Annotated in this window: 23 protein-coding genes; 8 read left to right on the forward strand and 15 right to left on the reverse strand. The window is 67.4% G+C overall.

The window, feature by feature from the left end; translation table 11 throughout:
* The first annotated feature begins 291 nt into the window (after positions 1 to 291).
* The gene (locus FPJ27_RS04655) at positions 292 to 873 is read left to right on the forward strand and encodes an undecaprenyl-diphosphatase (RefSeq protein WP_175959857.1); all 582 of its coding nucleotides are present in this window, start codon (positions 292 to 294) and stop codon (positions 871 to 873) included.
* Between the two features lie 26 nt (positions 874 to 899).
* On the opposite strand, the gene FPJ27_RS04660 is transcribed toward FPJ27_RS04655, so the two are convergent.
* The 3 genes from FPJ27_RS04660 to FPJ27_RS04670 all read right to left on the reverse strand — a co-directional run bounded on the left by FPJ27_RS04660 (position 900) and on the right by FPJ27_RS04670 (position 2,915).
* The gene (locus tag FPJ27_RS04660) at positions 900 to 1,133 is read right to left on the reverse strand and encodes a hypothetical protein (protein ID WP_034181811.1); all 234 of its coding nucleotides are present in this window, start codon (positions 1,131 to 1,133) and stop codon (positions 900 to 902) included.
* 212 nt (positions 1,134 to 1,345) lie between these two features.
* A complete protein-coding gene (locus FPJ27_RS04665) occupies positions 1,346 to 2,167 on the reverse strand; it encodes a siderophore-interacting protein (RefSeq protein ID WP_175959855.1) in 822 nt (273 codons plus the stop codon).
* A gap of 37 nt (positions 2,168 to 2,204) precedes the next feature.
* Entirely contained in the window at positions 2,205 to 2,915 is a 711-nt protein-coding gene (locus FPJ27_RS04670) for a PadR family transcriptional regulator (protein WP_204422165.1), read from the reverse strand.
* An 808-nt stretch (positions 2,916 to 3,723) separates the two neighbouring features.
* Between FPJ27_RS04670 and FPJ27_RS04675 the strand changes: the two genes are divergently transcribed.
* The 5 genes from FPJ27_RS04675 (at position 3,724) to FPJ27_RS04695 (ending at position 11,847) form a co-directional block, all read left to right on the forward strand.
* On the forward strand, positions 3,724 to 4,725 hold the full coding sequence (locus FPJ27_RS04675; RefSeq protein WP_204422166.1) for an FHA domain-containing protein: 1,002 nt from the start codon (positions 3,724 to 3,726) through the stop codon (positions 4,723 to 4,725).
* Positions 4,722 to 8,762: a TOMM system kinase/cyclase fusion protein gene (locus FPJ27_RS04680; RefSeq protein ID WP_204422167.1), complete on the forward strand. Its 4,041-nt coding sequence runs from the start codon at positions 4,722 to 4,724 to the stop codon at positions 8,760 to 8,762. The genes FPJ27_RS04675 and FPJ27_RS04680 overlap by 4 nt, the downstream gene beginning before the upstream one ends.
* 33 nt (positions 8,763 to 8,795) lie before the next feature.
* Entirely contained in the window at positions 8,796 to 9,140 is a 345-nt protein-coding gene (locus FPJ27_RS04685; RefSeq protein ID WP_204422168.1) for a BMA_0021/BMA_0022 family TOMM bacteriocin, read from the forward strand.
* Between the two features lie 16 nt (positions 9,141 to 9,156).
* Entirely contained in the window at positions 9,157 to 9,519 is a 363-nt protein-coding gene (locus FPJ27_RS04690) for a BMA_0021/BMA_0022 family TOMM bacteriocin (protein WP_072445120.1), read from the forward strand.
* Positions 9,520 to 9,609: 90 nt separating this feature from the next.
* Positions 9,610 to 11,847, forward strand: coding sequence for a TOMM precursor leader peptide-binding protein (locus FPJ27_RS04695; protein WP_204422169.1), 2,238 nt, complete (start codon positions 9,610 to 9,612; stop codon positions 11,845 to 11,847).
* Positions 11,848 to 11,984: 137 nt separating this feature from the next.
* Here FPJ27_RS04695 and FPJ27_RS04700 read toward each other — a convergent pair whose 3' ends face one another.
* The 6 genes from FPJ27_RS04700 to FPJ27_RS04725 form a co-directional block, all read right to left on the reverse strand.
* Entirely contained in the window at positions 11,985 to 12,557 is a 573-nt protein-coding gene (locus FPJ27_RS04700; RefSeq protein WP_072445118.1) for an AidA/PixA family protein, read from the reverse strand.
* Positions 12,558 to 12,874: 317 nt separating this feature from the next.
* A complete protein-coding gene (locus FPJ27_RS04705) occupies positions 12,875 to 13,966 on the reverse strand; it encodes a porin (protein WP_204422170.1) in 1,092 nt (363 codons plus the stop codon).
* A gap of 177 nt (positions 13,967 to 14,143) precedes the next feature.
* Positions 14,144 to 14,866 (reverse strand): SDR family NAD(P)-dependent oxidoreductase, encoded by a 723-nt coding sequence (locus FPJ27_RS04710; protein ID WP_072445116.1) that lies wholly within the window; start codon positions 14,864 to 14,866, stop codon positions 14,144 to 14,146.
* Positions 14,844 to 15,965 carry a 2,3-butanediol dehydrogenase gene (locus FPJ27_RS04715; protein WP_204422171.1) on the reverse strand — a complete coding sequence of 374 codons (1,122 nt, stop codon included), beginning with the start codon at positions 15,963 to 15,965 and terminating at the stop codon, positions 14,844 to 14,846. The genes FPJ27_RS04710 and FPJ27_RS04715 overlap by 23 nt, the downstream gene beginning before the upstream one ends.
* Position 15,966: 1 nt before the next feature.
* Positions 15,967 to 17,271, reverse strand: coding sequence for an MFS transporter (locus FPJ27_RS04720; protein ID WP_204422172.1), 1,305 nt, complete (start codon positions 17,269 to 17,271; stop codon positions 15,967 to 15,969).
* Between the two features lie 18 nt (positions 17,272 to 17,289).
* Positions 17,290 to 17,823 carry a 2,4'-dihydroxyacetophenone dioxygenase family protein gene (locus tag FPJ27_RS04725; protein ID WP_072445113.1) on the reverse strand — a complete coding sequence of 178 codons (534 nt, stop codon included), beginning with the start codon at positions 17,821 to 17,823 and terminating at the stop codon, positions 17,290 to 17,292.
* Positions 17,824 to 18,008: 185 nt separating this feature from the next.
* Here FPJ27_RS04725 and FPJ27_RS04730 point away from each other — a divergent pair, with 185 nt between their 5' ends.
* Entirely contained in the window at positions 18,009 to 18,989 is a 981-nt protein-coding gene (locus tag FPJ27_RS04730; protein ID WP_204422173.1) for a helix-turn-helix domain-containing protein, read from the forward strand.
* Between the two features lie 75 nt (positions 18,990 to 19,064).
* Here FPJ27_RS04730 and FPJ27_RS04735 read toward each other — a convergent pair whose 3' ends face one another.
* The 4 genes from FPJ27_RS04735 to FPJ27_RS04750 form a co-directional block, all read right to left on the reverse strand.
* Positions 19,065 to 20,630: a GMC family oxidoreductase N-terminal domain-containing protein gene (locus FPJ27_RS04735; RefSeq protein ID WP_204422174.1), complete on the reverse strand. Its 1,566-nt coding sequence runs from the start codon at positions 20,628 to 20,630 to the stop codon at positions 19,065 to 19,067.
* Between the two features lie 152 nt (positions 20,631 to 20,782).
* Positions 20,783 to 21,751: a helix-turn-helix domain-containing protein gene (locus FPJ27_RS04740; protein ID WP_072445111.1), complete on the reverse strand. Its 969-nt coding sequence runs from the start codon at positions 21,749 to 21,751 to the stop codon at positions 20,783 to 20,785.
* A gap of 249 nt (positions 21,752 to 22,000) precedes the next feature.
* The gene (locus tag FPJ27_RS04745; RefSeq protein WP_175959839.1) at positions 22,001 to 22,948 is read right to left on the reverse strand and encodes an aldo/keto reductase; all 948 of its coding nucleotides are present in this window, start codon (positions 22,946 to 22,948) and stop codon (positions 22,001 to 22,003) included.
* 380 nt (positions 22,949 to 23,328) lie between these two features.
* Entirely contained in the window at positions 23,329 to 23,949 is a 621-nt protein-coding gene (locus tag FPJ27_RS04750; RefSeq protein ID WP_034181470.1) for a LysE/ArgO family amino acid transporter, read from the reverse strand.
* A gap of 109 nt (positions 23,950 to 24,058) precedes the next feature.
* Between FPJ27_RS04750 and FPJ27_RS04755 the strand changes: the two genes are divergently transcribed.
* Positions 24,059 to 24,952: a LysR family transcriptional regulator ArgP gene (locus FPJ27_RS04755; protein ID WP_072445109.1), complete on the forward strand. Its 894-nt coding sequence runs from the start codon at positions 24,059 to 24,061 to the stop codon at positions 24,950 to 24,952.
* A gap of 48 nt (positions 24,953 to 25,000) precedes the next feature.
* On the opposite strand, the gene fnr is transcribed toward FPJ27_RS04755, so the two are convergent.
* Entirely contained in the window at positions 25,001 to 25,747 is a 747-nt protein-coding gene (fnr, locus tag FPJ27_RS04760) for a fumarate/nitrate reduction transcriptional regulator Fnr (protein WP_072445108.1), read from the reverse strand.
* 103 nt (positions 25,748 to 25,850) lie between these two features.
* Entirely contained in the window at positions 25,851 to 26,318 is a 468-nt protein-coding gene (locus tag FPJ27_RS04765) for a universal stress protein (RefSeq protein WP_204422175.1), read from the reverse strand.
* Positions 26,319 to 26,347: the final 29 nt, after the last annotated feature.

Consider the following 26,347-nt stretch of genomic DNA (forward strand, 5'->3'; position numbering starts at 1 on the left):
CCTGAATGGCGCCCGGCGCCCCGATGCTCGCACGCGTCGATGACGCCACGATGTGAAAAAGGTGAGTCTTTACGGGATGTCAGGTGAGCCTTTCCGGGAGACGGTCGCGCGGGAATATGACAATTTCGTGAACTTGTATTGAGCTGCAGGCTCTAAGTGCGTTCGCCGCGGCGGTCGCGCCCTGTCCCGCAGGCCTGCCGCATTAAGCATCGCTTAAGCGGGCGCGCCCTAGCATCGTTCGTGTCCGATCGGGCAACCGGTCGAATCTTTATGCCCCACGCAACCGGATTCATGCAGAACCTCAATCTCGCCCTCTTTTCCGCCATCAACGCCGGGCATGCGCCGCAGCCGGGTATGGCTCGCGTTGCGATCTTCGCCGCCGACTGGCTTGTCTATGCGCTGCCCGCGATGCTGCTGCTGACCTGGATCTTCGGCACGCGCCCGACGCGGCGCCAGGCGATCGAAGCCGGCGTCGGCGTATGCGCGGCGCTCGCGCTCGCGCAGCTGCTCGGACATTTCTGGTTCTCGCCGCGGCCGTTCATGGCCGGCGTCGGCGCGCAGCTGATTCCGCACGCGCCGGACAGCTCGTTTCCGAGCGATCACATGACGTTCGCATGGAGCATGGCGCTTGGCCTGATGCTCGGCGGCACGACCCGGCTCACCGGGTTCGTGATGGCCGCGATGGCCGCGGCGATTGCGTGGGGGCGTATCTATGCGGGCGTGCACTGGCCGTTCGACATGGCGGGCGGCGTGCTGGTCGGCACGGCCGGCGCGCTGGCTGCGCACCTCTACGGGCAACGTGTGACTGCGCTGCTCGAACGGTTCGGCGATTCGGTGCACGCGGCCGTGATGGGGCGCCGGCACGCGCCGTAAGCGGAAGGACGTCGGGCAGGAGGCCGTCAGCCGGGCGAGCCCGGCGTGTGGGCCGATTCGGCCGATGCGGACGGGCCGCCGCCCGCATCGTGCAGTTCGGGCGTATCGGCCGGATGCTGCGCGGCGTCGCGTTCAAGGGCGCTTTCCTTCAGGATTGCGCACATCGCGACGAACAGCGCGAGTACGACCGCGGCGAGGCCGCAATAGCCGGCGATCTTCAGGTTGCGAAGGAACGGCGAAGCGTGGCTTTCTTTTGTCATGACCGGGCGCTCCTGGACGGGCTGCGGCGGCTGTCGCGTGACAGCGGCGACGCAGACGTACATATATACCAGCCGCGATGCCGATGCCAAGCCCGTTGGTGCGCCGGCGCCACGGTCGCATCACCCGTTCGCCGGCCGGGTGCGCGTACGCCGGATGCCCGTATGCCGGATGCCCGTATGCCGGATGCCCGTATGCCCGTATGCCCGTGGCGTCAATCTTCCAGCGTTTCGTGCACGGCCGCCGCGCCGCGCTTCCAGTAGGCCGCCGCGCGGATGCGCGACTTGTCGACGCCGCGCTCGCCGGTCAGGTGCTGGCGCACCGCGCGCATCGACAGCGCTTCGCCGGCCGCCCACACGTAGCCGTCGCCGGACGGCGGCAGCGGCAGGTCGCGAACCGCATTCAGCAGCACGTCGCCGTCCGCCGCGTCGGCTTCCGCGCGGAAGCGCCAGATTTCATGCACGTCGGCGCGCGTATCGAACGAAATCTGCGCGGTGCGGTCCGCGACTTCCAGCACGGCCACCGCGCGCGCGCCGGCCGGCAGTTCCTCGAGACGCCGTGCGACAGCCGGCAGCGCCGTATCGTCGCCGATCAGCAGGTGCCAGTCGAAACCGGTCGGGACGACGAACGAACCGCGCGGGCCGCCGATACCCAGCCATTGGCCGACGCGCGCCTGCGCTGCCCACTGCGACGCGGGGCCAGGATGGTTCAGCACGAATTCCAGATCCAGTTCGCACGCGGCATGGTCGAAGCGGCGCGGCGTGAAGTCGCGCGCGACCGGCTTCGGTTCGCCTTCGGGAAACTCGGGGCCGTTCGCGCCGAGCGTCGGCATCGCGGGCCGTTCGGCGCCGGGCGGCGGGAAAAATACCTTCACGTGATCGTCGAACGATGCGGATTCGAAATCCGCGAGATCGGGGCCGCCGAGCGTGACGCGCAGCAGATGCGGCGTCACGGCATGCACGCGCAGTACCTGCAGCAGGCGGAACTTGAGGGTATGGCGCACGCGGGTCACGGTGCGCTCGGATGTGTTCTGCATCAATCCGTTCTCCTGATGTTTGACGGGGCGGCGCGGATTACGCGCCGGTGCCGCCTTCGATTTCGGCTGTTGCGCGGCGCATGATTGCCGCGATGCGGCGCTGTTCGTCGGGGCCGGCGGCGCTCTTGTGCAGCAGCGCCCGCTTGAGCGCGACGCGCGCCTCGACGAACTCCGGCAGCCAGCCGGCCTGCGATTCGTCCTGAGCTTCGTTGCCCGCCGATTCCCCGGCGAACGCGCGGCGCATGAATTCCATCTTGCGTGCGAGGTGCGTGAGGCGCGCGAACAGCGTGTCGACGCGTTCGCGCTGTGCGTCGAGATGCGCGCGGCCGGCGTCGGTCAGCGCATAGCGCTTGCGATTGCCTTCCGCCTGCGATGCGACGAAGCCGACTTCCTCGAGATAGGTGAGCGCCGGATACACCATGCCGGGGCTCGGGCTGTAGAAACCGTTCGAACGCGTGTCGAGCGCCTTGATCAGCTCGTAGCCGTGGCTCGGTTGCTCGGCGACCAGCGCGAGCAGCAGCAGCTGGAGATCGTCGGACGTGAACTGGCGGCCGCGCGGCATGCCGTCGTCGCCGAAATCGCCAAAGCCGCCGCGCCCGCCACGGCCGCCGAACGGGCCGCCGCCGAACGGATCGTGGCCGCGACGGTGGCGGCCGATCGCGTACCAGAGACCGGCGAACCAGTCAGGGCGGGCATGCGCACCATGACCGTCGCATCGGGCATGGCCGCGGGAGGGATTGTGTCGCATGATCGTGTCCTATATATCGTAAAACATATCTAAAGATATATATCGAAAGATAGGTCGTCAAGGGGATTTATTGGGGTGGGATGGAGGGGCGACCGTTTCCGTCTGCTTGCGATGAGGGTTCCCGTCGATGCGTTCCCTCAACCTCTTTGGCGAGTCGATCGGACGATCGCCGTAAGGTCTGATTTCGCCGTTGCTGCGAGCCGTTGATCGTGAGGCACAACCATGCCGCCCCTCATTCGCCTGCCGATGGCACAGCGAGAAACTCGCCGTTGTGCAACGGCCTCTCGGAATGAATGGAGCAATTCTAATTTCAAAAACGTTTACGGCAATTATTTTAATTGCCGAAATGGTTTAATTTATTTCCGATTCATCAAACAAAATTTCCGCGGCAGCAAAGGTGTTTGAATCCACCCCGTCATTCAATGTGATCTCATTCCGGCAACGCACGTCGGCCATGGCTTGCACGTCGATGAAGATTTTCGACCCTTTATTTGCAACCCGAAAATTCATCGAAAATGTAAAGCATTGCAATATAAAACCCGGAATTGAGTATTCCGATTGCGGCGCGTGATTTTATTTGGCAGGATTTTCAACAAGTTGCTCGATTTTAAAACAACAAAACGGTCGACCATTCAATTGACCGAAATAACAGGTGCTGGATGAGCAACGATTCGAAAGGAAGCTGACGAGAAATTTGGTAACGAGGCGGCGAACAGTCGATATTGTTCGCGATCATCGAATCAATCGCTCGCCCGGCAGCGCCGATGCGTCACTCGAGCGATCCGGGCGAATCCGACGCGGGGCGACCATGGCGATACTCAAGAACGATTCATCCGGAGCAGCGTGCCTGCTCCGCGCCTATCACGTGTTCGGCCGCGATGCCGCGCGCTGCGACACGGTCATCCGGGACGCGTCGGTGTCCCGGGTCCATGCCCATATCCGCTGGATCGGCGGGCGGTGGGAGCTCCACGATCACAGCAGCAACGGCACGTCGGTTTCGGGCGTGCCGTTGCGCCACGGCGAGCACGTGGTGCTTCAGCCAGGCGACGTAATCCGGTTCGGCAGGGCGGGTATCGCGCCATGGCGCGTCGATGCGCTCGACGATCCGGCCGATACGCTGTGGCCGATACGAGGCGCCGCGCATCCGATCGTGCTCGCGCCGCGCCAGATCCTGGCCACACGCGCCGCGCAGCCGGTCACGATCGTCCGGTCGCCGGCCGGCGAATGGCTGTGCGACGACACGTTGCCGCCGCGCGCGCTTCATGACGGCGATGAAGTATCGACCGGCGACGTCACGTGGCGCCTGGCGGTCGTGCGCAATGGCTCGACAATGATGCTCGCCGCGCCCGCGGATCCGGCCGCGCCGGCGCAATTGCTCGAATTCTTCGTCAGCCGCGACGAAGAGCACGTGCGCATGCTGTTGCATGTCCGCGGCGGCGTGGTCGACCTCGGCGAGCGCGCCCATCACTACAGTCTCGTCACGCTCGCCCGGGCGCGCGCGGCCGACATGCAGGCCGGCTACGACGCCGCCACGCAAGGCTGGATCGAACTCGACCGGCTGGCGCGCATGCTCGGCATCGACACGTCCCATGTCAACGTGCAGATTCACCGCGCCCGGAGCCAGTTTGCGGCCCTGCCGGGGCTGGACGCGAGCCAGCTCGTCGAGCGCCGGCGCGGCAGCGTCCGGTTCGGCGAATTTCCGTTCCGCGTCATGCGCGGCGAGCATCTCGAATGCCAGTCGGTGCCGGCCGCCCTGCCGCGTATCGGCGTGCATCGTCCGGCGCCCGACCCGGTCGCCCAATACTCGTGAGCACGGGAGAACCGGCCGTGTTGTCGACCGTGTCCCGCGCGCCCGTCGTGCCGGAAGCACTTGAACCCCGGCAACCCCGCCAGCCCGCCGCGCCTTTCGCGGAACTTGCCGGCAAGTGGCATTACCGGCTCGGCTCGCTGCTCGGCGAAGGCGGCAATGGCATGGTGTTTCGCGCGACCTGCGGCGAGACGGGGCAGGACGTCGCGATCAAGCTGATGCGGGACGACGCCGCGCGTACCGCGACGGAGCGCGCGCGCCAGCGTGTGCGCTTTCAGCGCGAGACGAGCCTGTGCGAAGCGCTGCGGCACCCGAACATCGTGGCGTTGCTGGACAAGGGGGTAGCGCCCGACGGCCGGCTGTTCGCCGTATTCGAGCTGGTACAGGGCCGGACCTTGCGCGATCGGCTCGCGGCTCAGGGGCCGTTGTCGGCCGCCGACACGGGCCGGCTGATGACGGAGGTGCTCGACGCGCTCGCGGCCGCGCATCGGCGGGGCATCGTGCATCGGGACCTGAAGCCGCAGAACATCGCGATCACGATGGCCGACGACGGGCCGCACGCGAAGCTTCTCGATTTCGGCATCGGCGCGTTGCTGCCCGGCATGGAAGACATCGCGCGTCAGACTTCGACACTGGCGACCGAGGTGCTCGGCTCGCCGCCCTACTGCGCGCCCGAGCAATTGCGCAACGAGCCGCCGACGCCCAGGAGCGATCTGTATGCGTGGGGCCTGATCGTGATCGAATGCCTGACGGGCGATGTCGTCATGCACGGCGCGAGCGTGGCCGACATTCTCTATCAGCAGCTCAGCCCGGTGGATGTCGCGCTCCCTCGGTCGATCGCGTCGCATCCGCTCGGCTCGGTATTGCGGCGTGCGCTGAGCAAGAATCCGGAACAGCGCGCCGCGTCGGCCGACGAACTCGCGGAGCCGTTTCGCGCGCTCAACTTCGCCGCGCTCGTCGGCCAGTTCGATGCCGGCCGCGCAAGCGGGCAGACGCGTCCGCGCCCGTTCGCGCCGCGCGGCGAGACGATCGCAACGGTGGGCGAGTACCGTCAGATCACCACGCTGTGCTGTTGCGTGACGATCACGGGAGAGGGCCGGCGGCGCCACGGCGGAACCGATCACGGCGACTTGCTCGACGGCTACGAGGAGCAATGGCTGACGAAGTGCGCCGACATCGCCGTCGGTTATGGCGCGCAGGTCGACGGACGGCTCGGCGACACGTTGCTGTTCCATTTCGGCCTGCGCGGCGACATCGACCGGCCGGCGCGCCGTGCGGCGCGCGCGGCGCTCGACATGGTGCGGGTGGCCGAGCGCGCACGGCTGCCGGCGTCGGTAGCGGCCGGCGGCGAAGGCTGGCGCGTCGAAGTGGCTGCCGCGATTCACGTCGGGCAGGTTCTCGCTCATGCGTCGCGCATGTCAGGCATCTCGACGCCCGCCGCGGCGGCGCGGCTGCTGCGGCTTGCCGGGCCCGGGCAGATCCTGATCAGCGACGATGCGCGGCTTGCGCTCGAACGGCATGCCGACTATCGGCCGACCTCGTTGCGGCTGGCGCGGGCGGGCCTCGTGCCGCAGCCGGTTCATGAATTGCTCGGCGAGCGTCGCGCCGATACGCCGTTCGATTCGCTCGATGCCGGCATGCGGGCACCGATGGTTGGCCGCGCGCGCGAACTCGACGCGCTGTTGCGCGCGTGGCGGGAGACGCTCGCACGGCATCGTCGGGTGATGCGTGGCGAGCCTGCGCCGCACGGTGTGCCGCGGCTCGTCGTCGGCGACGCGGGAATCGGCAAGTCGCGCCTCGTGCACGAGTTGTGCGAGGCTGTCCGGATTCAGGGCCACGCCTTCGCGCATTGCGGGTGCCTGCCCGAGCGGGAGAATCATGCGCTGTTTCCGATCCTGCGATTCATCGGCGCGCATTGGCATATCGACGCCGACAGCCCGGCCGGTCCCGCGCTCGCGGCGATCGACGCCATGATCGCGCCGCTCGAATGCGATCACGCGGCGGCCCGTGTCGCGCTCGCGACCTGGCTGGGGCTGCCCTGCGATGCGAAGGGGATCCTGTGGTCGAGTGCGCGCGAGCAGCACGCGCTGTTCGACGTCCTCGGGCAACTGATCGTGTCGCTCGGCAACGGCGCGCCGGTACTGCTCGTTGTCGAGGACGTCCAGTGGATCGATCGCTCGACCGAGGACTTTCTTGCGTACCTGCAGCGCTCGCCGCGCGCAGCGGCGCTCGGCATCGTGTTCACGTCGCGCCCCGACAAGCTCGGGCGCTGGCGCGGCGCGACCGAACGCGTGGTGCTGCGCCGCCTGCCGCGCGACGACGCGCAGCGCCTGATGTCGGCGTGTCTGGGCCAGGGCGTGCTCGATCCGGCCTGGCTCGACCAGCTCGCCCAGCGCACGGCGGGCATCCCGCTGTTCATCGAGGCCGTAGCGCGCGAGTTGACGATGAGCGGCACGGACGGCTCGCTCGCGGGGTTGCGGGAAACGGACGCTTATCCGCTTCCGCTCAGCCTGGGCGGCATGCTCGGTCTCGCGTTCGACCGGATCGACGACGCGCGCGATACCGCGCAGCTCGCCGCGACCATCGGGCTCGAGGTGGATGCGCAATTGCTCGCCGACGCGTCGCCGCACGATCGCGCCACGCTCGACGCGCATCTGCGGCTGCTGCTCGAAGAGCGGATCGTGTACGCGCAACATCGGCGCGATCGCGTGTTCTATTCGTTCCGCCACGCGCTGATTCGCGATGCGGCGTATGAATCGATGCCGCCCGCCGTACGGCGCGGCAACCACGCACGCGTCGGCCGCGCGCTGGTCGCGGAGGCCGACCGCGGTGCCGGTGCGCATGCGTTCGGCGTCGCCGGGCACTTCGCGCGCGCGGGTGCCTTCGCCGACGCGATCGCTCACGGCATCGACGCGGCACGCCGCGCACTCGAACGTTCCCGGTACGACGACGCGATCCGCTACGGGCAGTCCGTGTTCGACTGGCTCGGCAACGCCGACTACGCGCACCGCGAGCACGACAGCGCGCGGATCCGCGCCACGTTGACGCACGCGACGATGGCGCGGTTCGGCTGGGCGGATCCGCAGGTGCGCGAGCATGCGGAGCAACTGTTGCGGCAGATGCAGACGCTCGACGACCCGGAGCTCGAGATCAGCGCGCTATGGACGCTGTCGACCTACTACCACGTCGCCGGCGATCGTCCTACCGTACGCGGGATCGGCATGCGGCTCGACGCGCTCGCGACCGAGCGCGGCGATGCCGGCGTCCAGGTCGCGGCGGACGCGATGCGCGGCATGAGCCTGTGGGTCGACGGCGACTATGCGCGCGCCCGCGCCGCGTTCGATGCGGTGCTGGCCGGCTACGACGTGCGGCGCGACGCGGACCATCGGCGCATCCTGGGGCTCGATACGCGCGCGTGGACGATGGCGTCGCTCGCGAGCGTGCGCTGGTGCATGGACGACGATCCGCGAGCCGCGCTCGCGATGGCGCGCGACGCGGTGTATTGCGCGACCTGCCTCGATCATCTGCCGACGCTCGGCGTCACGATGATGTACCTCGCACGCACGCATCAGTTGGTGGGCGATCGCGACGCGGCCCGCACGCTGTCGGAAGCGATTCTCCGTCTGTCGGACGTGCATCGGCTGCGCGCGGTCGAGCACTACGCCGCGATCATTCATGCGTGGGCGCAAGGGAATCGTGCGGGCGTCGTCGCGCATCTCGATGCGCAGCGGCGGTCGGGCGGCCTGCTCGGCCTGACCTACTATGCGTCGCTGCTTGCCGAGCTGGACGCCGGGCGCGGCGATTACCACGCCGCGCTCGCGCAGATCGAGCAGTGTCTCGCGTGGTGCGAGTCGACCGGGGAACGGTATTACGAAGCACAGCTGCTGCTGAAGAAGTCCGAGTACTTGCGCCAGGCCGATCCGCGATGCGGCGGCGTGGCCGCGCTGGCCGCGTGCCGGCGTGCATGCGAAGTCGCGACAACGGCGGGCATGGGCCGCATTGCCAGGCTCGCCGAAGCGATGTTGCAGTCGTTGCCGTAAGTGGTCCCATTCGTCAATCAGGAGAACATACCGATGAGCAAGGATCTTCGATTACCGACGTACGAACAGTTTCTCGAATACCGGGCAACCGTCATCCGGGCGATCGCCCTCGCGTGGCATTCCCAGGCGTTTCTCGACGAACTCGAGGCCGATCCGGTCCACGCGTTGCGCGAGCATTTCGGCTATCACTTTCCGTTCAGCCTCGACCTGAAGGTGCAGACCAAATCGTCGGCCTGGACGCCGGGCGTCAACGGCGACTGGACGGGCGGCCGGAAAAACAAGCTCACCCTGTTTCTGCCGCCCGCACCGGCGGACGAGGCGCAATTCGCGCAGGCGCTGGCCGCGTACAACGCGAACCACATCACCATCATGGAATGACCTCGGGGAAACCGACATGGCAAAGGACAACGCTAATCCGACGCTCGAATCGATGCTGGAGTTTCAGAAGGTCTATCTGCGTGCGATCGCGCTTTCATGGCGGAACCCGGAGTTCAAGAGCGAGCTGCTGGAGAAGCCGCTGGAGACGCTCGCGAAATACTTCGGTTACCAGTGCCCGTGGATCATCGACATCGAGGTCGTCAAGACGGACGGCGATCATGGCTGGACGAGCCACGGAAACGGCAGCGGGAGCTGGAACCTGCCGCGCAACGTGATGACGGTCGGCATACCGGCGCAGCCGACGAACCTGGACGAAGAGGCCGTCGCGCTCGCGGCCTACTGCGACGCCGGGCCGAGCTACCTGTTCACCTGCTGCTGACCTGGCGCGGCCGAGCCGCGCACCGTCGCGTGCCCTGGGCCGGCTGCCCGGGGCACGCGATGTTTTTTACCCGCCGCACGGAACCCGACGATGCTTGATGACCTTTCGCGCGTGTTGCGCTTCAAACCGCATTTGCTCGTGCTCGATGCGGGCCCCGAGACGCTGTTCGTCGTCGACGAATTCAAACGCGCGATGCTGTCCGGTGCGATCTTCGTTCAGATCGCCGCTTGTTTGCGGGCGCGGATGACGATCGCCGAGATCGTGACGTCGCTTGCCGGCCAGTTTGGCGAATGGGATGTGCTCGCGCGGCTCGATCACCTGGTGCGTCGCGGATACGTGCGAGCCGACACGCCGCACGACGACGATGCGGCGCGCGGCTTCTTCGAGCGCGCCGGACTCGACGGCGACGCGGCCTGCGCGCGCGTCGCTCATCTGCGCGTCGCGGTCGAGGCGTTCGGCGCCGACGATGCGGCGCTCAGGCGCGCGTTCGACACGGCCGGCATCGATGTCGTGCCGGACGCCGAATTGACCGTCGCGATCGCCGATACGCACGACCGCGACGATCTCGCCGCGTGCGCCGCCCGCGTGGCAGCGCGCGGCGGCGCATTGCTCGTCGTGGCGGCCGGTGGCGTGCAGACGCTGATCGGGCCGTTGCTCGCCGGCCGCGGTGCGCTGGCCGACGCGCCATGCATCGAATGCGTGCGCTACTGGATTCGCATCAACCGGCCGGTCGAGGCGCTGCTTGCGCGCCATCACGGCAGCGACGCGACGCGTCTGCCGCCGGCCGCCTCGCGTGCCGGGGCAGCTGCAGCGGCGGCGCTCGTGGCGGCGACGGTCGAGCAGATCGCGGTCAGCCGCACGGCATCGGAACGATCGCAGACGCATATCGTGGCGCAGCGCATCGACACGTTGGCCGCCGAGCGGCACCGCGTGCTGAAGCGTCCGCAATGCCCATGCTGCGGCAATCCCGCATGGATGCGCGAGCAGGCGGCGCAGGCGCCGCGGCTCGCCGATCATGCGCCGTTGGCGCGCGCCGACGGCGGCTACCGTACCGCCGATCCGCAACAGGTGTTCGAGCGTTACGCCCATCTGATATCGCCGGTCAGCGGCGCGATCGCGTATCTGCACCCGATGCCGAAGCGGCACGCGGGCCTGCGCAAGGTCTATGCGTCGGGTTTTCTCGTGTGCCCGGCCGCCGTACCGGGCAGCAACCGGTTCGACAGGATCTGCTCGGGCAAAGGCCGTACCGACGATCAAGCCCGTGTGAGCGCGCTATGCGAGGCGCTCGAACGATTCAGCAGCGTGTATCAAGGCGACGAGGCGACGCTGACCGGAAGCATGGAAAGCTTGCTCGCCGATCCGGCATGCGACGCCCTACCGATTCACGTGAACGATCTTCAGCAGTTCAGCGAACGGCAATTCGACGCGCGCGACGCGATCAACGCATTGACCCGCGATGTTCGAAAGCAGGTACCGCCGCGTTTCACCGCGCGCGACGTCATCGACTGGACGCCGGCCTGGTCGCTCGTGACCGGCAGGCGCCATCTCGTGCCGCTGAGCTACTGCTATGCGGAAACGCCCGACAGTGCGCGGGTGCATGCCGCATGCGTGCACAATCCCAACGGCTGCGCGGCGGGATCGAACGTCGACGAGGCGATTTTGCAGGGCATGCTCGAATTGATCGAGCGCGATGCGGTCGCGATCTGGTGGTACAACCGGATCCCGCGCCCCGGCATCGATCTCGCAAGTTTCGACGATCCGTATTTCGATGCGCTCGTGCGCGAATACGCGACGTTCGGGTGGCGTTTGTGGGCGCTCGACATCACTACCGATCTCGGCGTGCCGACCGTGGCCGCGCTGGCGGAAAATCCGCAGGACGGGCGCTTCTCGATCGGCTTCGGCTGCCATCCGGACGGCCGAATCGCGGTGCAGCGGGCGCTGACTGAAGTCAACCAGTTGCTCGATGTCGCCGCCGAGGCGCCGCACCCGTGGGATCGCGACAGGCTCCCCGCAACGGAATTTCTGTACCCCGCGACGGACTTGCGCTGCACGACGCGCTCGACGTGGCGGCCGATCGACGCCGCGTCGTTGCCGGCGGCGATCGCGGATTGCGCCGGACGCATCGCGGCGGCCGGCATGGACGTGCTCGTCGTCGACAAGACGCGGCCCGACATCGGCTTGTCCGTGGTGCAGGTCATTGCGCCGGGGCTGTGCCATTTCTGGCCGCGTTTCGGCGCGCGACGGCTTTACTCGGTTCCGGTGGAACTGGGATGGCGCGCGCGGCCGTGCGGCGAACAGGAACTGAATCCGGCGCTGCTGTTTCTGTGACTTGACCGGTTGTCGTTTCATCGCGGCGGGATGGCTTCGCCGGCGGAAAGCGGCGGGCGGGCCGATTGCTCCCGCCCGGTGCTGCCGGGCGCCTCGCGCCGATCACGCCGCGGTCTTGTCGAGGCGCCGGTTCGAGATCACCCGTGGCTGATGGCGAGGTAAGCCTTCCAGGTGACGTAGCCCTTCAGGTGCGCGTGCCGGTCGTAAACGGCAGCGACAAACGCATAGGTCTCTTGGCCGGGACTGAGCACGGTGGCTTGCGCCCAGTAGTCTGCGCGCAGCTCTGTTTTCACACTGTTGTTGTCGGGCCAGCCCTGTTCCGGGTAAGGCTCGGTGGTGTTCTCGGTCATGTGCGAAACATAGCCCAGAAGGTTGCCGCTGATTGCTTGGATGCCGTACAGGAAGCACTTGTAGTTTTCCGTGTCCGTCAGCGACACGGTGCGCCAGTAAATCATGTCGTTGACGTTGGCCTTGAGCATCAAGTTGCTGCCGCCCTCGCCCTGGTACATACCTTGCACCGAGCCTTGGCCAAAGCCAGACGCCGCATCCGCCAGCGGGGTGATCATGTAGACGGTATCGGGGTTGTTCCCGAGCGCGGTCGCCTTTTCCGGCGTCGCGCCGAGCGTATTGTTGTTCTGTTTCAGAATCTCCTGGACATCGAATGCAATCAGGACGTCAATGAATTTGAAGCTATCCAAGGTATGAGACATGACAGTTCCTTTCACGCTTTATCGTTGAAGAACACTCTGCTGAGTGACGACGCCCGTGGCGCCGGCATCTCTCCCATCCTGCGAAGCAGCGCCTGCGGAGAAATCGGGCGCGTGGAAGAGTACCGACAGCGTACGAAGAATTGATCCGCGAATCGATTACACGTGGTTACAGTGCACGCGTGACGAGATGTGCGGCGCGTGCATGTGAATCCTGCATCCGGTGTATGGCTGTACCAGCGTTGCCGGAACCTGCGTCCTGCAGTTGCCCGGACAGGCCGGCCGCGGATCGCCGGCAGGATTCGCCGACAGGCTGGAACCTAGAACCGCGTACTGAACCCGACCCGGGCGATCGACTGCAGCGCGCCGCTCGACGCGCCGTTCGCATCCATCACGCCGTTGATCTGCGCGTTGCTGCCGTGGCTCGCGCGCTGGTGAACGCCTGCCACGTACACCATCGTGCGCTTCGACAGCCAGTACTGGACGGCGGCGAGGAACTGGTGCGCATGCGCGTTGTCGAGCGTGTCGTTGCCCTTCATGTACGTGTAGCTCGCGCCGACCACCCACGCAGGCGACGGATGCCACGCCGCACCGGCTTCCGCCGACCACGCGCCCGCGCCGTTCTGCGCGTTGCGCACGGTCGTGAAGAGTGCCTTCCCCGTGACCGTGCCGAGCGTGTAGTGCACGCCCGCCCCCCAGTTGCGCACGCTGGTCGGCGGCAGCCCCGCCGCCGCGCCGTATTTCTGATTCGTATAGGCTGCGCCCGCGCCGAACGGACCGTTGTCGTAGCTCGCGCCGACGCTGACCGTGTTGTTCGCGCCGACCGACCCTGCAACGTTGCCGAAACCGTACAGTGCGCCGAAGGTCAGGCCCGACAGCGACGGGCTCGTGTACTTGACGGAGTTCGCGACGCGATTGCTGCCTGCAACGCGATCCCAGTCGAACGCACCGGTCGGGTTGTTCGGCAGCGCGAGCTTGTCGAACGGCCCGTTGCGGAAGCCGTACAGGCCGACGAGATCCTGCGCGATCTCGTTGCCGCTCGCGGCGAGCGCATCGACCATGAACTCGTACTGGTTGCCGAGCGTGAGCTTGCCGTAGCGGTCGTTTTCCAGCCCGACGTAGGCCTGCCGCGCGAATAACCCGCCGCCGATGATCGAGCCGTTGCCGAGCGAATACTGATTCACGAGCCGGAAGATCGCACGCGTGCCCGCGCCGAGATCCTCCTTGCCTTCGAACCCGAGCAGGTTCGGAAAGAAGATGTTGTCGTCGAATTTCGCGTTTCCGCGACCGCCTTCGTTGCTGACGTAACTGAGGCCGGCGTCCATCAATCCGAACATCGTCACGCTGCCCTGCGCGAACGCCGCCGCCGGAATCGCGCAGGCCGCGAGTGCCAGAAGGGTCTTTTTCGTCATCTCCAAATGCTCCTCACATGTTTCCGATCGGGTCGGATATTTTTTGATTGGACTACTGAATGACATGAAAAAACATGAACCTGAATGATCCGGATTCAGGTGCAACCGAAAGGGACCGGGTCGCGCACGGCGCATCGGGAGCGGCTGCCTGCCCGCCGACACGCCGCGCGCCGAGCGCTATACCGTCGAATACCCGCCGTCCACCGGCACGACCGCACCGGTCACGAACGACGCGCCGGGCGAGCACAGAAACAGGATCGCTTCCGCGACCTCGTCGGTCGTGCCCCAGCGCCCGAGCGGCGTGCGCTCGAGGATCTGCCGCGACGCGTGCCCGTCGGCCATCAGCCCGCTGCTGAGCGGCGTGTCGATCCAGCCGGGCGCGACCGCGTTCACGCGAATGCCGCGATCGGCCCACGCCTGCGCGAGCGAACGCGTGAGCTGCGCGATGCCGCCCTTGCTCGCGCTGTACGCGGGCCGGTCCTTGCTGCCGAAGTACGTGTACATCGACGCGACGTTGACGATACTGCCGCCGTGCGCGGACAACGCCGGCAACGCGGCGTCGGATGCGCGCATCACCGACGTCAGGTTTACGTTCAGCACGAGCTCGAACTGGTCCATCCGGTATTCGTCCGCGTGCCGGCTGATGCCGACGCCGTTGACGAGCACGTCGAGCCGCGGCAGCGCGGCGATCGTGCCTGTCAGCGCATCGCTGTCGATCACGTTGAGTTCGATGCACCGGATGCGCTCGTGCACGGGCGCATGCGGGCCGGCGGCGTCGAGCCCGAGCGCGACGACCGATGCGCCGGCTTGCGCGAACCGCCATGCGGTGCGCGCGCCGATGCCCGATGTGCCGCCCGTCACGACGACAGTCTTGCCTTCAAACGCCAACGGACGACTCATGCTCGATGCTCCCGACAGTGTGTGCGCGGCGGGCGTACCGCTGCGCGGGGGAAACCAGGATCTTGATCTGGGTGCGATCGGCGAGCAGCGCGTCGAAGCCGTCGGCGACGGCATCTTCGAGCGACACGGTGCGCGTGACGATCGATGTGAGGTCGAGCGCGCCCGACGCGACGATGCGCAGCAGGTCTTCGTATGCATGCCGATAGCCGACGCTTGCCGTGAAGGTCAGCTCGTCGTTGACCGCGCGGAACGCATCGAAGCCCGCACGCGGCATCAGGCCGACCATCACGACGCGGCCGCCCTTGCGCAGCGCGTGCATCGCCGCTTCGAACGTGGCCGGCAAACCGGCCGCCTCGAAGCTCGCATCGACGCCGAGCCCGCCCGACGCCTCGCGGATCGCGTCGCGCAGCACGGCCGCGTCGAGCGAGCGCGCGTTGAACGAGTGCGTTGCGCCGAGACGCGCGGCGGCCGCGAGGCGCTCGGGCGACACATCGACCGCGACGATGGTCGTCGCGCCCTGCAGCTTCGCGAGCTGGATCAGCAGCAGGCCGATCGGCCCGAGCCCGAATACCGCGCAGGTGTCGCCGAGCCGGAGTTCGGCGCGGCGCAACGCATGCAGCGCGACGGCGGCGGGTTCCATCACGGCGGCCTGTTCGAGACTGACGCCGTCGGGCAGCCGATGCAGCATGTAGGCCGGCACGACCGCGAAGTCGGCCATCCCGCCGTCGCCCATCAGCCCGGCGAAGCCCATCGACACGCACAGGTTGTACGACCCCGAGCGGCAGTATGCGCATTGGTGGCAGCGATACTCGGGCTCGACGGCGACGCAGTCGCCCGGGTTCAGCGTCGTCACGCCTGCGCCGACTTCGACGACGGTGCCGCAGAACTCGTGGCCGAGCGTCAGCGGCGCGGTGCGCCGCGACAGCGGATGCGGCGCGTCGACGGGAATCGCGTGCGGGCCGTCCGCATATTCGTGCAGGTCGCTGCCGCAAATGCCGCAATAGGCGACCGCGATGCGCACCTCGCCCGGCCCCGCGCGCGGCGTGTCGATTTCCACGAGACGGACGTCGCGCGGGCCATGCCATTGAAGTGCGCGCATGTCAGCGTCCTCCGAGGTTCTGCGTATCGAGACGGTTCGCGGCGGCGCCGGCGAGCGCGCGCTTGCGCAGCACGGCAGGCGCGGTTTCGACGAGGCCGAACGACAGCCCGCACGCGAGGATCGCGCCGGTTGCCGACGTCCACATCGCGAACTGCAGGCCGTAGCGGTCGGCCGCGAAGCCGGCGACGGTCGGCGCGACGAAGCCGCCGATCAGCTCGCCGGCGCCCATGATCAGCCCGAGCGCGCTGGCGATCGCGCGCGGCGGCACCGTTTCGGCCGGGATTGTCGCCATGAACAGCGTGAAGCAGCCAAGGCCCGTGTAGGTCGCGAGCACGAGCGCGCAGAGCGCCCACAGCGAATTCGCGTGAATCATCGCGACGGGGCACGCGGCGGCGACCAGCGCGAACACGATCATCGTCGGCTTGCGGCCGATCCGGTCGGAGATCGCCGGCACCGCGAAGCCCCAGAACACCCATGCGGCGCCGAGGCAGGTCATCACGACGCCCATGTCGGACGGCGAAAGATGGCGGCTGTCGACGAGGAAGACCGGCGCGAACGAGATGACCACGACGAACCAAGTGAGGAAGAAGCAACTGATCAACACGCAGAGCAGGATGTTGCGTTCCTTCAGCAGCGCCCAGCGGTTGATCGCGGCGCCGCCCGCCGCTGCCGCGCCGACGGTGTCGGCCTGCGCGTGCCGTGCGCCGCCGGGCGGCACTTCGCGAACCCAGCGCCAGATGCAGAAAGCGATCAGGAAGCCCGGAATGCACGATACGTAGAACGCCTCGCGCCAGCCGTATGCGGTCGCAATGCCGATCACGACCGGCGGGCCGATCATCGCGCCGAGCAGGCCGGCGGCCGAGCCTTGCAGCAGGCCCATGTTCAGCCCGCGGCGGCTCGGCGTCGAACTCTCCACCATCAGCGACTGCGACAACGGCAGCACGGGGCCTTCGGCGATGCCCATCAGCGCACGGAATGCGATCAGGCTCGCGAAGCCGCCGACGAACCCCGACAGCGCAGAGCACACGGAAAAGCCGAGCACGGCCGCGATCAGCAGCGGCTTGCGCGTGCCGCGCGCGTCGGACCACGCACCGGTCGCGGCGCCGGACAGCGCCCACGTGAGCGCGAGCGCGGACGACACCATGCCGAGCTGCGCATTCGTCAGGTGCAGTTCGGCCGACATGAACGGGAACAGGAACGACAGCGCGAGGCGGTCGAAGAACACGAAGCCGAACGTCATGAACAGGATCAGCAGCAGCCTGTTCTCGTACGTCCATGCGAGCTTGGGGGAAGGGTGGGATGTCATGGCGGGCCTCGTCGCGCGTCAGCGGAACAGCTTCTCGATCGCTTGCGCGCCGAGGCCGACCTTCTCGTAGTGGGCCTTGCACATCGCGATGTACGAATGCACGTCGAAATAGCCGTCGGGGTTGCCTTCATCGTCGAGCCAGATCAGCGGCCCCTTGACGATGAAGAACGCGCGCATCGGCTCGGGATGGTCGAACGCGACGAGCGTGTGGCCTTCGCCCGGCGTCTCGTACACGAAATCTCCCTTCGTCGCGGTCCATTCGTGTTCCAGGTAGCCCCATTTGCCGGACAGCGTGTATGCGAATACCTCGTGCGGGTGATAGTGCCGGTTCACGAGCCCTGCCTCCTTCGCCATCAGGATGTCGCACCATTTGTTCTGCGACGGCGAGATCCACAGCGGCCGCGACGAAACCGTTTCGGTGAACGGAACGTAATAGCGCTCGTCGTCGGTGGCCGCGTTCGCGATGTAGGCCTCGGGCAGCGCATCGGGCTTGAACGGATTGGCAATCGGCGGGATGTTTTGCCAGAATTCGGCTACGGCTTTGTCGACCACGGCTTGTCTCCTTGTGTATGGGTGTCGTGGGTTCGACTTTAGCCAGCCGGTGCGGGTCGCTCTTGACTGGGCTGGACGAATTGCTTGACCGCGCCGGACAATGCACTGCACGACGTTTAAACGATCCATCCCCCAATTCCGCAATGCATGCCGCTCCGTACGACGGGGCGCCAGCAGGAGGCGACGTGACGAATTCGACCGTTTTTTCACGCACGCGAGGCTCGACGGCCGACGTGCCGGCGCGCGACCGGATGGCGTACTGGGATGCGTTCAACGCGGCGACGCTGGTGGGCCTGCGCTGCTCGTCGCTGTCGCCGGCCGGGCTCGAAGTCGAGAAGACCGACATCGCGCTGCCGGGCCTCGGTATCGCCGACATCAGCGGCCAGGATCACGTGATCGAGCGCAGCCCCGCCTTGGTGCGCCAGTTGCCGAAGGAATCGCTGTTCGCGTGCCAGATCCTGAGCGGGCGAGCGTATTTCATCCAGCGCGACCGGTGCCTGCTCGCGGAAGCCGGCGATGTCGTCGTCTACGACACGCGCGTGCCTTATCTGTTCGGATTCCTGACGCCGATGCGGCAGCTGCTGATCGATATCCCGATCACGACGTTCGACGACCGGCTCGATGCGGAACTGGCGGCGCTGCCGCTGCGGATCGCGCCGAAGCCGGGCGCCGGCGCGATGCTCGGCGCGACGCTGCGCGCGAGCGTCGAGCGGTTCATGAAGGATCCGGTCGAGCGCGATGCCGCGCGCTTTGCAGAGCACACGCGCACGCTGATCGCGGAACTCATCGACGCGGAAGTGAACGGCGCGGGCGCATCGCGTGCGTCGCTGTCGTACCTGCTGACCGCGAAGCAGTACATCGCGACGCATCTCGGCGAGCCGGAGCTCGGGCCGCAGGCGGTTGCCGACGCGGTCGGGCTGTCGCTGCGCCATCTCGGCCGGCTCTTTGCGGCCGAAGGCGAGTCGATCACGCAGCACATCTGGTCGGAACGGTTGTCGCATGCGCATCGCGAGCTGACGGATGCGCGGCTGCGCAAGACGAGCATCGGCGAGATCGCGTTTCGCTGGGGGTTCTCGAGCCAGGCGCATTTCAGCCGCGCGATTCGCGAGCGCTACGGCGCGTCGCCGATGGCGCTGCGCGAGGCGGCGCGCGCGGCCGAGCGCTGACGCCGGCGGGTTGCGGCGGCGCGTATGTCGTGCGCCGTTTTTGTTTTCAGTGCGGTGCGGCGCCCGCGCGCCGCGTCACTCCGCCAGCATGAACTCCGCGCAACGCTCCGCGATCATGATCGTCGGCGCGTTCGTGTTGCCGGACACGATGCGCGGCATCACCGACGCGTCGCAGATCCGCAATCCGTCGATGCCTTGCACCGCGAGGCGCGGCGTGACGACCGCGTGCGCGTCGTTGCCCATGCGGCAGGTACCGGCCGGGTGATAGACGGTTTTCGCGCGGCGCCGCACGTAGTCGGCGAGTGTCGCCTCGGTCAGCGTCTCGGCTTCGCGAACGATGCGCGCGAGCGAGGGCGCGCCGATGATCTGCCGGGCGAGCGCGACGCCGCGCACGAGGCCGTCGACGTCGGCCGGGTCGGACAGCGCGCCGCTGTCGAACCGGATCGGTGCGGCCGGATCGTTGCCGCGCAGTTGCACGGAGCCGCGCGAGCGCGGCCTGAGCAGGCACGGGTTGATCGACAGGCCGTGGCCGGGAAGCGGCTCGCGGTCGACGTCGCCGACGAGCGTCGGCAGCACGTGGAACTGGATGTCCGGCCGGCCGCTGCCCGTCGTATCGACGAACGCGCCGGATTCGACGACGTTCGACGTCAGCAGGCCCGTGCGGCACAGCATCCACTGCAGCCCGTGCCGCAACGCCTTCAGCCCGCGATCCTCGCCCAACAGGCTGACCGGCGCGTGGCTATAGCCGTAGATCGATACTTCGAGGTGGTCCTGGTAGTGCGCGCCGACGTCGCGACTGTCGTGCAGCACGTCGATTCCGTGCGCGTGCAGGTGCGCGCCGGGCCCGATGCCCGACAGCATCAGCAGCTTCGGCGTGCTCAGCGCGCCGGCCGCGAGCACGACGTCGGCACGTGCGGCCGCCGAACCCGTCGCGCCGCTTTCGGTGCACCAATCGACGCCAGTCGCGCGCCGGCCGTCGAACCGGATGCGCGTGACGCGGCAGCCGGTCAGCACGCGCAGGTTCGGATGGCCGATCGCATCGGCGAGATAGGTGGCCGCAGTGCTGCCGCGCTGCCCGTCGAAGATCGTCGTGTGATAGAAGCCGACGCCGTGCTGCGCGGCGCCGTTGAAGTCGTCGTTGTATGCGAGGCCCGTTTCCTGCGCGGCCTTTACGAACGCGAGGCTCAGCGGATGCCGGTAGCGCGTGTCGCCGACCTTCAATGGCCCATCGGTACCGTGAAACGGTTCGGAGAGCCGCAGGTGCGATTCGGCGCGCTTGAACACGGGGAGCACGTCGTCCCAGCCCCAGCCCGTGCAGCCGAGCGCGGCCCAGTCGTCGTAGTCGTCGCGCGTGCCGCGCACGTACAGCATCGCGTTGACCGAACTGCCGCCGCCGAGCGTGCGGCCCTGCGGCACGTAGGTCTTGCGTCCCGCCGCGCCGGGCTGCGGCTCGCTTTCGAACGTGACCGTGCGCCGCGTGCCGAGCACGCGGATGAACGTCGCCGGAATCCGGATGAACAGGCTGTCGTCCTTCGGGCCGTCCTCGAGCAGCAGCACGCGCCTGCCGGCCTTCACCAGCCGATGCGCGACCGTGCAGCCGGCCGAACCGCCGCCGACGACGATATGGTCGTATGTCTCCATCCCGCTTCTTCTCCTTGCTGTCGGGCGGCGGAACGAGTGCCGCCGCGCAGGAAGCCAGCTTAGCGAGCGATATGCGGCCCATTTGACCGGGACGGACGCCGTGCTTGCCTCGCACGGACACGGCGGCGGGTAGCGGGTTTTGCGGCGTCCGGTTACCGCGCGTCGGCTGGCGCGCGCGTGTCGCTCGGCGTCTCGCCGAAGCGTGCGCGATAGCTGCGGCTGAAGTGCGCGCTGTTGTTGAAGCCCCAGCGGAACGCGATTTCGCTGACCGTCAGGTGCTTCAGCGACCGGTCGCGCAGGTCGGCGCGGCAGCGTTCGAGCCGCCGCGCGAGGATGTAGCGCGTGAGCGGCATCCCTTCGATCTCGAACACGCGCGCGAGCTGGCGCGGCGACAGGTTGATCGCGCGGCTCACGGACTGACTGTCGAGATCGTCGTCGGCGAGATGGCTGTCGATGAACGCCTTCGCGCGCGACAACGTGTGGACGGTCGACTTCGTCGGCGACGCATCGCCGTCGCGCAGCCGCAGCATCGACTGCACGAGCTCGAGTATCGCAACGGCGCGCCGCTCGCGCGTGCCGGGCGCCGGCTCCTGCGGTGCGGCGAGCAGCGCGTACACCTGCCGCACAGCCCACGATGTCACGCCGTCGTCGCGATCGATCTTGACGAGGCTGCGGTAGCGCCACGGCCCGACACGTGCTTCGAACACGTCGCGCGGCACGTCGAGCACGGTCATCGCCATGTCGGCGGGAAAGCCGTGCCCGTACGGCACCGACGTGTCGTAGAGGACGATATCGCCCGGCGCGTGCCGCATGCAGTCGACGTCCTGGAACGTATAGCCTTGCCCTTCGTGCATCAGGCAGATGAACAAGGCGTCGCGCTGGTCGGCATGGATGTTGTGCGGCGTACGCACGACCGCGTGCCGGTTCGCGACGATGTCGCATGCGCTGAACAGCCCGAGATCGCGCTTGCGCAGCGTCGCGTCGATGCCTTCGGACGATTTTCCGCTGCATTCGATCCGCACGAGCGTGCGGGCGACATGGTCGACCCAGAAGTCGACGCGCTCGGCGCCGCGTACAGTGCGCGTCGAGATCGTGACGATCCCCGTGCTGGTATCCGGCATGACGTTCTCCCAATGACCGCCCGAGCGGCGCAGTCTCGGGCACGTCGAATGTCGCGGTCAATCCGTGAAAGACCGGGGCCGGTGCGCGACACGCTTGCAGCGGGGCGTTGCGGCCGGACGTGCGATCGATGTCCGGCTGGGTCAACGGAAGCGGCCGTGTCAGTCAAAACGCGAGTGCGATTTTCGGCTACGTAGCGCGCGTATCGCCACGCGCTGCCGACAGGTACCGCCGGCCTGCGGCCCCCGACTTCAGGTTGCGCTGGCCTCGTCGATCTGGCGGATGTCGTCCTGATCGAGCCGGATGCGGATCGCTTCGCCGAGCAATTCGAGCTGCGCGAGCGACGTCGCGCTCGCGATCGGCGCGGTGATCGTCGGCCGCGCGATCTGCCACGCGAGCGCGATCGCGGCCGGCTGCGTGCCGTGCTTCGCCGACACGGCATCGAGTGCCGCGAGAATGCGCAGGCCGCGTTCGTCGAGATAGCCGGCGACGCGATCGCCGCGCACGCTCTTCTTCAGGTCGGCCTCGCTGCGGTACTTGCCCGACAGGAAGCCGCTCGCGAGCGCGTAGTAGTTGACGACGCCAAGCTTCAGGTCGCGCACGACCGGCTCGAGATCGCGTTCGTAGTCGGCGCGGTCGATCAGGTTGTACTCGGGCTGGATGACCTGGTACGCGGGCAGGCCGTCGCGCTTGCTGATGTCGGCGGCTTCGCGCAGGCGCGCGCCGCTGTAGTTCGATGCGCCGATGATGCGAACCTTGCCTGCGTCGATCAGCGTCTGGTACGCGCCGAGCGTTTCCTCGAGCGGGGCCGTATCGGCGAGGTCGCGGTGCGAGAAATACAGGTCGATGTAGTCGGTCTGCAGGCGGCGCAGCGAATCGTCGGCGGCCTGCAGGATGTTGTCTTTCGTCAGGCCCGCGCGTGTCGAAAGCAGGCCGACCTTGGTCGCGATCACGACCTGTTCGCGCTTGCCGGAACGCTTGAGCCACTTGCCGATGATGGTTTCCGATTCGCCGCCGCTGTTGCCGGGCGCCCAGGCCGAATAGACGTCGGCCGTGTCGATGAAGTTGATGCCGGTGTCGGCGAGCGCGTCGAGCAGCGAAAACGATGCGTTTTCGTCGACGGTCCAGCCGAAGACGTTGCCGCCGAACGCGAGCGGCGAAACCTGGATGTTCGACGTGCCGAGAGTGCGTAGTGCCATGTTCTGCTCCGATATCGGTGGGGTGACGGGATTGAACTGCGCGATTGGCCAGGTCGAGCGCGACGAGACGGCGGGGTGCGCGGTGCGGTTCCACCGTTGTCGCAGGACAGCGGACATTCTCGCCGATCGGTTCGATTCGTGCAGGCGGTGCGTCGTCGCGATGACGGACGGCCTGCGACAGATGACGGACGCATCGTCCGTCACGTTGGTGGTCCGTGCGACTGCGTTGGATCTGGAGCTGAATTTCGCTGCGCGATGCGCTGCGGGAAGCGGGATGCCGTGTCGGCGGAAGCAGGCGGGAAGGCGGGACGCCCCCGACGTGGCGCAGGAGCGGATCGGCGCACAGGCGGCAAGCAGCCGCCCGTGCGATGGCGAGTCGGTCAGCGCAACTGCACGGCCGCGAGAAACAGCACCATGCTGCCGATCGCGCCATCCAGCACGCGCCACGCAACGGCCTTGCGGAACCACGGCGCCAGCAATCGCGCACCGTAACCGAGCCCGAGAAACCACACGACGCTGACCGCCATCGCGCCGATTGCGAACGCGAGCCGTGCGCCTTCCGGCTCGCGCGCGCCGGCCGTGCCGATCAGCAGGAACGTGTCGAGATATACGTGCGGGTTGAGCCACGTGAACGCGAGCGTCATCAGCACGATCGCGAGCCCGCTCTGCGGCGGCGGCGCGACCGCGTCGCCGCGCACGTCGAGCGTTGCGTGGCCCGGCTTGAACGCGCGGCGCAGCGCGTTGATGCCGAACCACGCGAGATACGCGAGGCCGACATACAGCACCGCGTGGACGAACGTCGGATAACGCTCGACGAGCACCGATGCGCCGCCGACGCCGGCGCCGATCAGGATCATGTCGGACAGCGCGCACAGCAGCACGATCTTGCCGACATGCGAGCGCATGATGCCTTGGCGGAGCACGAACGCGTTCTGCGCGCCGATGGTGACGATAAGCGATGCGCACAGTGCGGCGCCGTGGGAAAAAGCGAGCCAGTTCATGGTGGTGACAGCAATAGAAGCAGTAGACGGATGAATCGGGTAGCGCTAGTCTGCGGTCAGCATGAGAATAAGAGAAGCTAATTAACCTAATGCGGATTAAGGAAATCTAATGCTCGACTACGCCCTGCTCGATGCCCTCGCGGCCGTGATCCGGTACGGCTCGTTCGAGCGTGCGGCCAAGGAGTTGAACGTCACGCCGTCGGCGGTGTCGCAGCGCGTGAAGCTGCTGGAGGAGCGCGTCGGCAGCGTGCTGGTCAAGCGCGGGCAGCCGTGTGTCGCGACGACGTCGGGCGCACTGCTGTGCCGGCATACCGAGCGCGTGCAACTGCTCGAGGCCGAGCTGGGCGGCCGGATGCCGGCACTGCCGGGCCAGATTGCGAGCGCATGGCCGATGTTGCGCGTGGCCGTCAACGACGACAGTGTCGCGACGTGGTTCATCGACGCGGTCGGGCCGTTCTGCACGGAGCGCGAAACGTTGCTCGACCTCGTGATCGACGACCAGGACTACACGGCGGCGCGCATCCGCGACGGCAGCGTGCAGGGCGCCGTGACCGCGCAGGCCGAGCCGATCCAGGGATGCCGGTCGGAGCGGCTCGGGCGTATCCGCTATCGCGCGGTGTGCTCGCCGGCGTTTTACGAACGCTATTTCGGCGCGGGCATCACGCGCGATGCGCTGCGTCGCGCGCCGTGCGTGATGTTCAATCCGAAGGACGGGCTGCAGGCGCGTTTCATGCGGCGCGTGACGCGCGCGGATCTCGATCCGCCGCAGCACTGGATACCGCACGTCGCGGGCTATCTACGCGCATGCGAAACGGGATTGGGATGGGGGATGTGCCCGGACCGGATGGTCGACCGGCAGCTGGCGGCGGGCGAACTGGTCGATATGTCGCGCGGGCGCACCGTCGACATCGATCTTTACTGGCAGAGCTGGCGTCTGTCGATCGGCTGGCTCGACGATTTCAGCGCGGCGCTGAAGGCGCGCGCCGCGCTGTTTCTCGACTGATCGGTAACGTCACGCGGGCGGCGCGCGAGATGCGCGCGCCGTGCGGGATCAGACGCGATGCAGGCCGTCGAAGTCGATGATCTGCACATGACGGCCCTGCATTTCGATCAGGCCGCGCTTCTGGAACTTGGACAACGTGCGGCTGACCGTTTCGAGCGTCATGCCGAGGTAGCTGCCGATGTCTTCGCGTGTCATCCGCAGGTTGAATTCCGACGGCGAGTAACCGCGCTTCAGGTAGCGCGACGATACGTCGAGCAGGAACGCGGCGACACGTTCTTCGGCATTCAGCGAACCGAGCAGCATCGTCTGCGACGTTTCGCGCACGATCTGTTCGCTCATCAGCTTGTGCATGCGCAACTGCATCGAGCCGGCTTCCGAGCACAGCGCCTTCAGCGCGCTGTACGGAATCACGCAGACGGAGCTGTCTTCGAGCGCGACCGCGGTGCGCGGATGCGTGTCGTCGCAGATGCCGTCGAGGCCGAGCGCTTCGCCCGCGAGATGCAGGCCCGTGACCTGTTCGCGGCCGTCGTGGCGCGTGGCGACGGTTTTCAGCGAACCCGAGCGCACCGCGTACAGGTTGTCGAATGCGTCGCCTTCGCGGAACAGCGCTTCGCCGCGCTTGACGGGGCGCGCCGCGCAGATGACCGATTCGAGGCGGCTGAGCGCTTCGGGTGCCAGGCCCTGCGGCATGCACAGGTGCCGCATTGCGCACGACGAGCAGTGCGCGGCCTGGCGAGGAGCCCAGTTGCCGGCATGAGGCGTGGCGGCGGTACGTGTGGCGACGGGCGTCAGCATGATCGTTTACTCCGGCGTTGAATCGACTGAATCATTGTCCCACCGCAAGTTGTCGCTGTCGGGTGACAAAACGTCGCGACCGGCCGCGGATGCCGAACGCCGTTCATGCGGCTTGCTCGTCCGTGTTGGCGGCGGCCGGAATCAGCAGCACGGGCAGCGTCGCGTGCCGCACGCATTGTTCGGCGATGCTGCCGAGCACGAGACGGCGGAACCCGCGGCGGCCGTGCGTGCCGACCACGAGCAGATCGGCGCCGAACGCGTTCGCGCCCTCGAGGATCAGCTGCGACACATCGTTGAGCGACGTCGCTTCGGCCAGCTTCGTATCGCCTTTCACGCCCGCTGCCTGCATCAGCTTCGCGAAATCCTTCGCGAGCTCGTTGCCTTGCGCGACGAGCTGATCGCGCAGCACGGACGGATCGTAGCCCGGCACGTTGTAGTAGATCGCGGCGTTCTCGACGACGTAGAACGGTTGCAGCTCGGCGCCGTGTGCTTTCGCGAGCGCCAGCGCGGCATCGAACGCATGGCGGGACGTGTTGCTGCCGTCGACGGCAACCAGAATACGCTTGTACATAGTGTCTCCGAGTGGCGGGTTGAAACGAA

Origin of the sequence: Burkholderia sp. MS455 (genome assembly GCF_016899445.1) — a bacterium.
Lineage (GTDB): Bacteria > Pseudomonadota > Gammaproteobacteria > Burkholderiales > Burkholderiaceae > Burkholderia > Burkholderia pyrrocinia_C.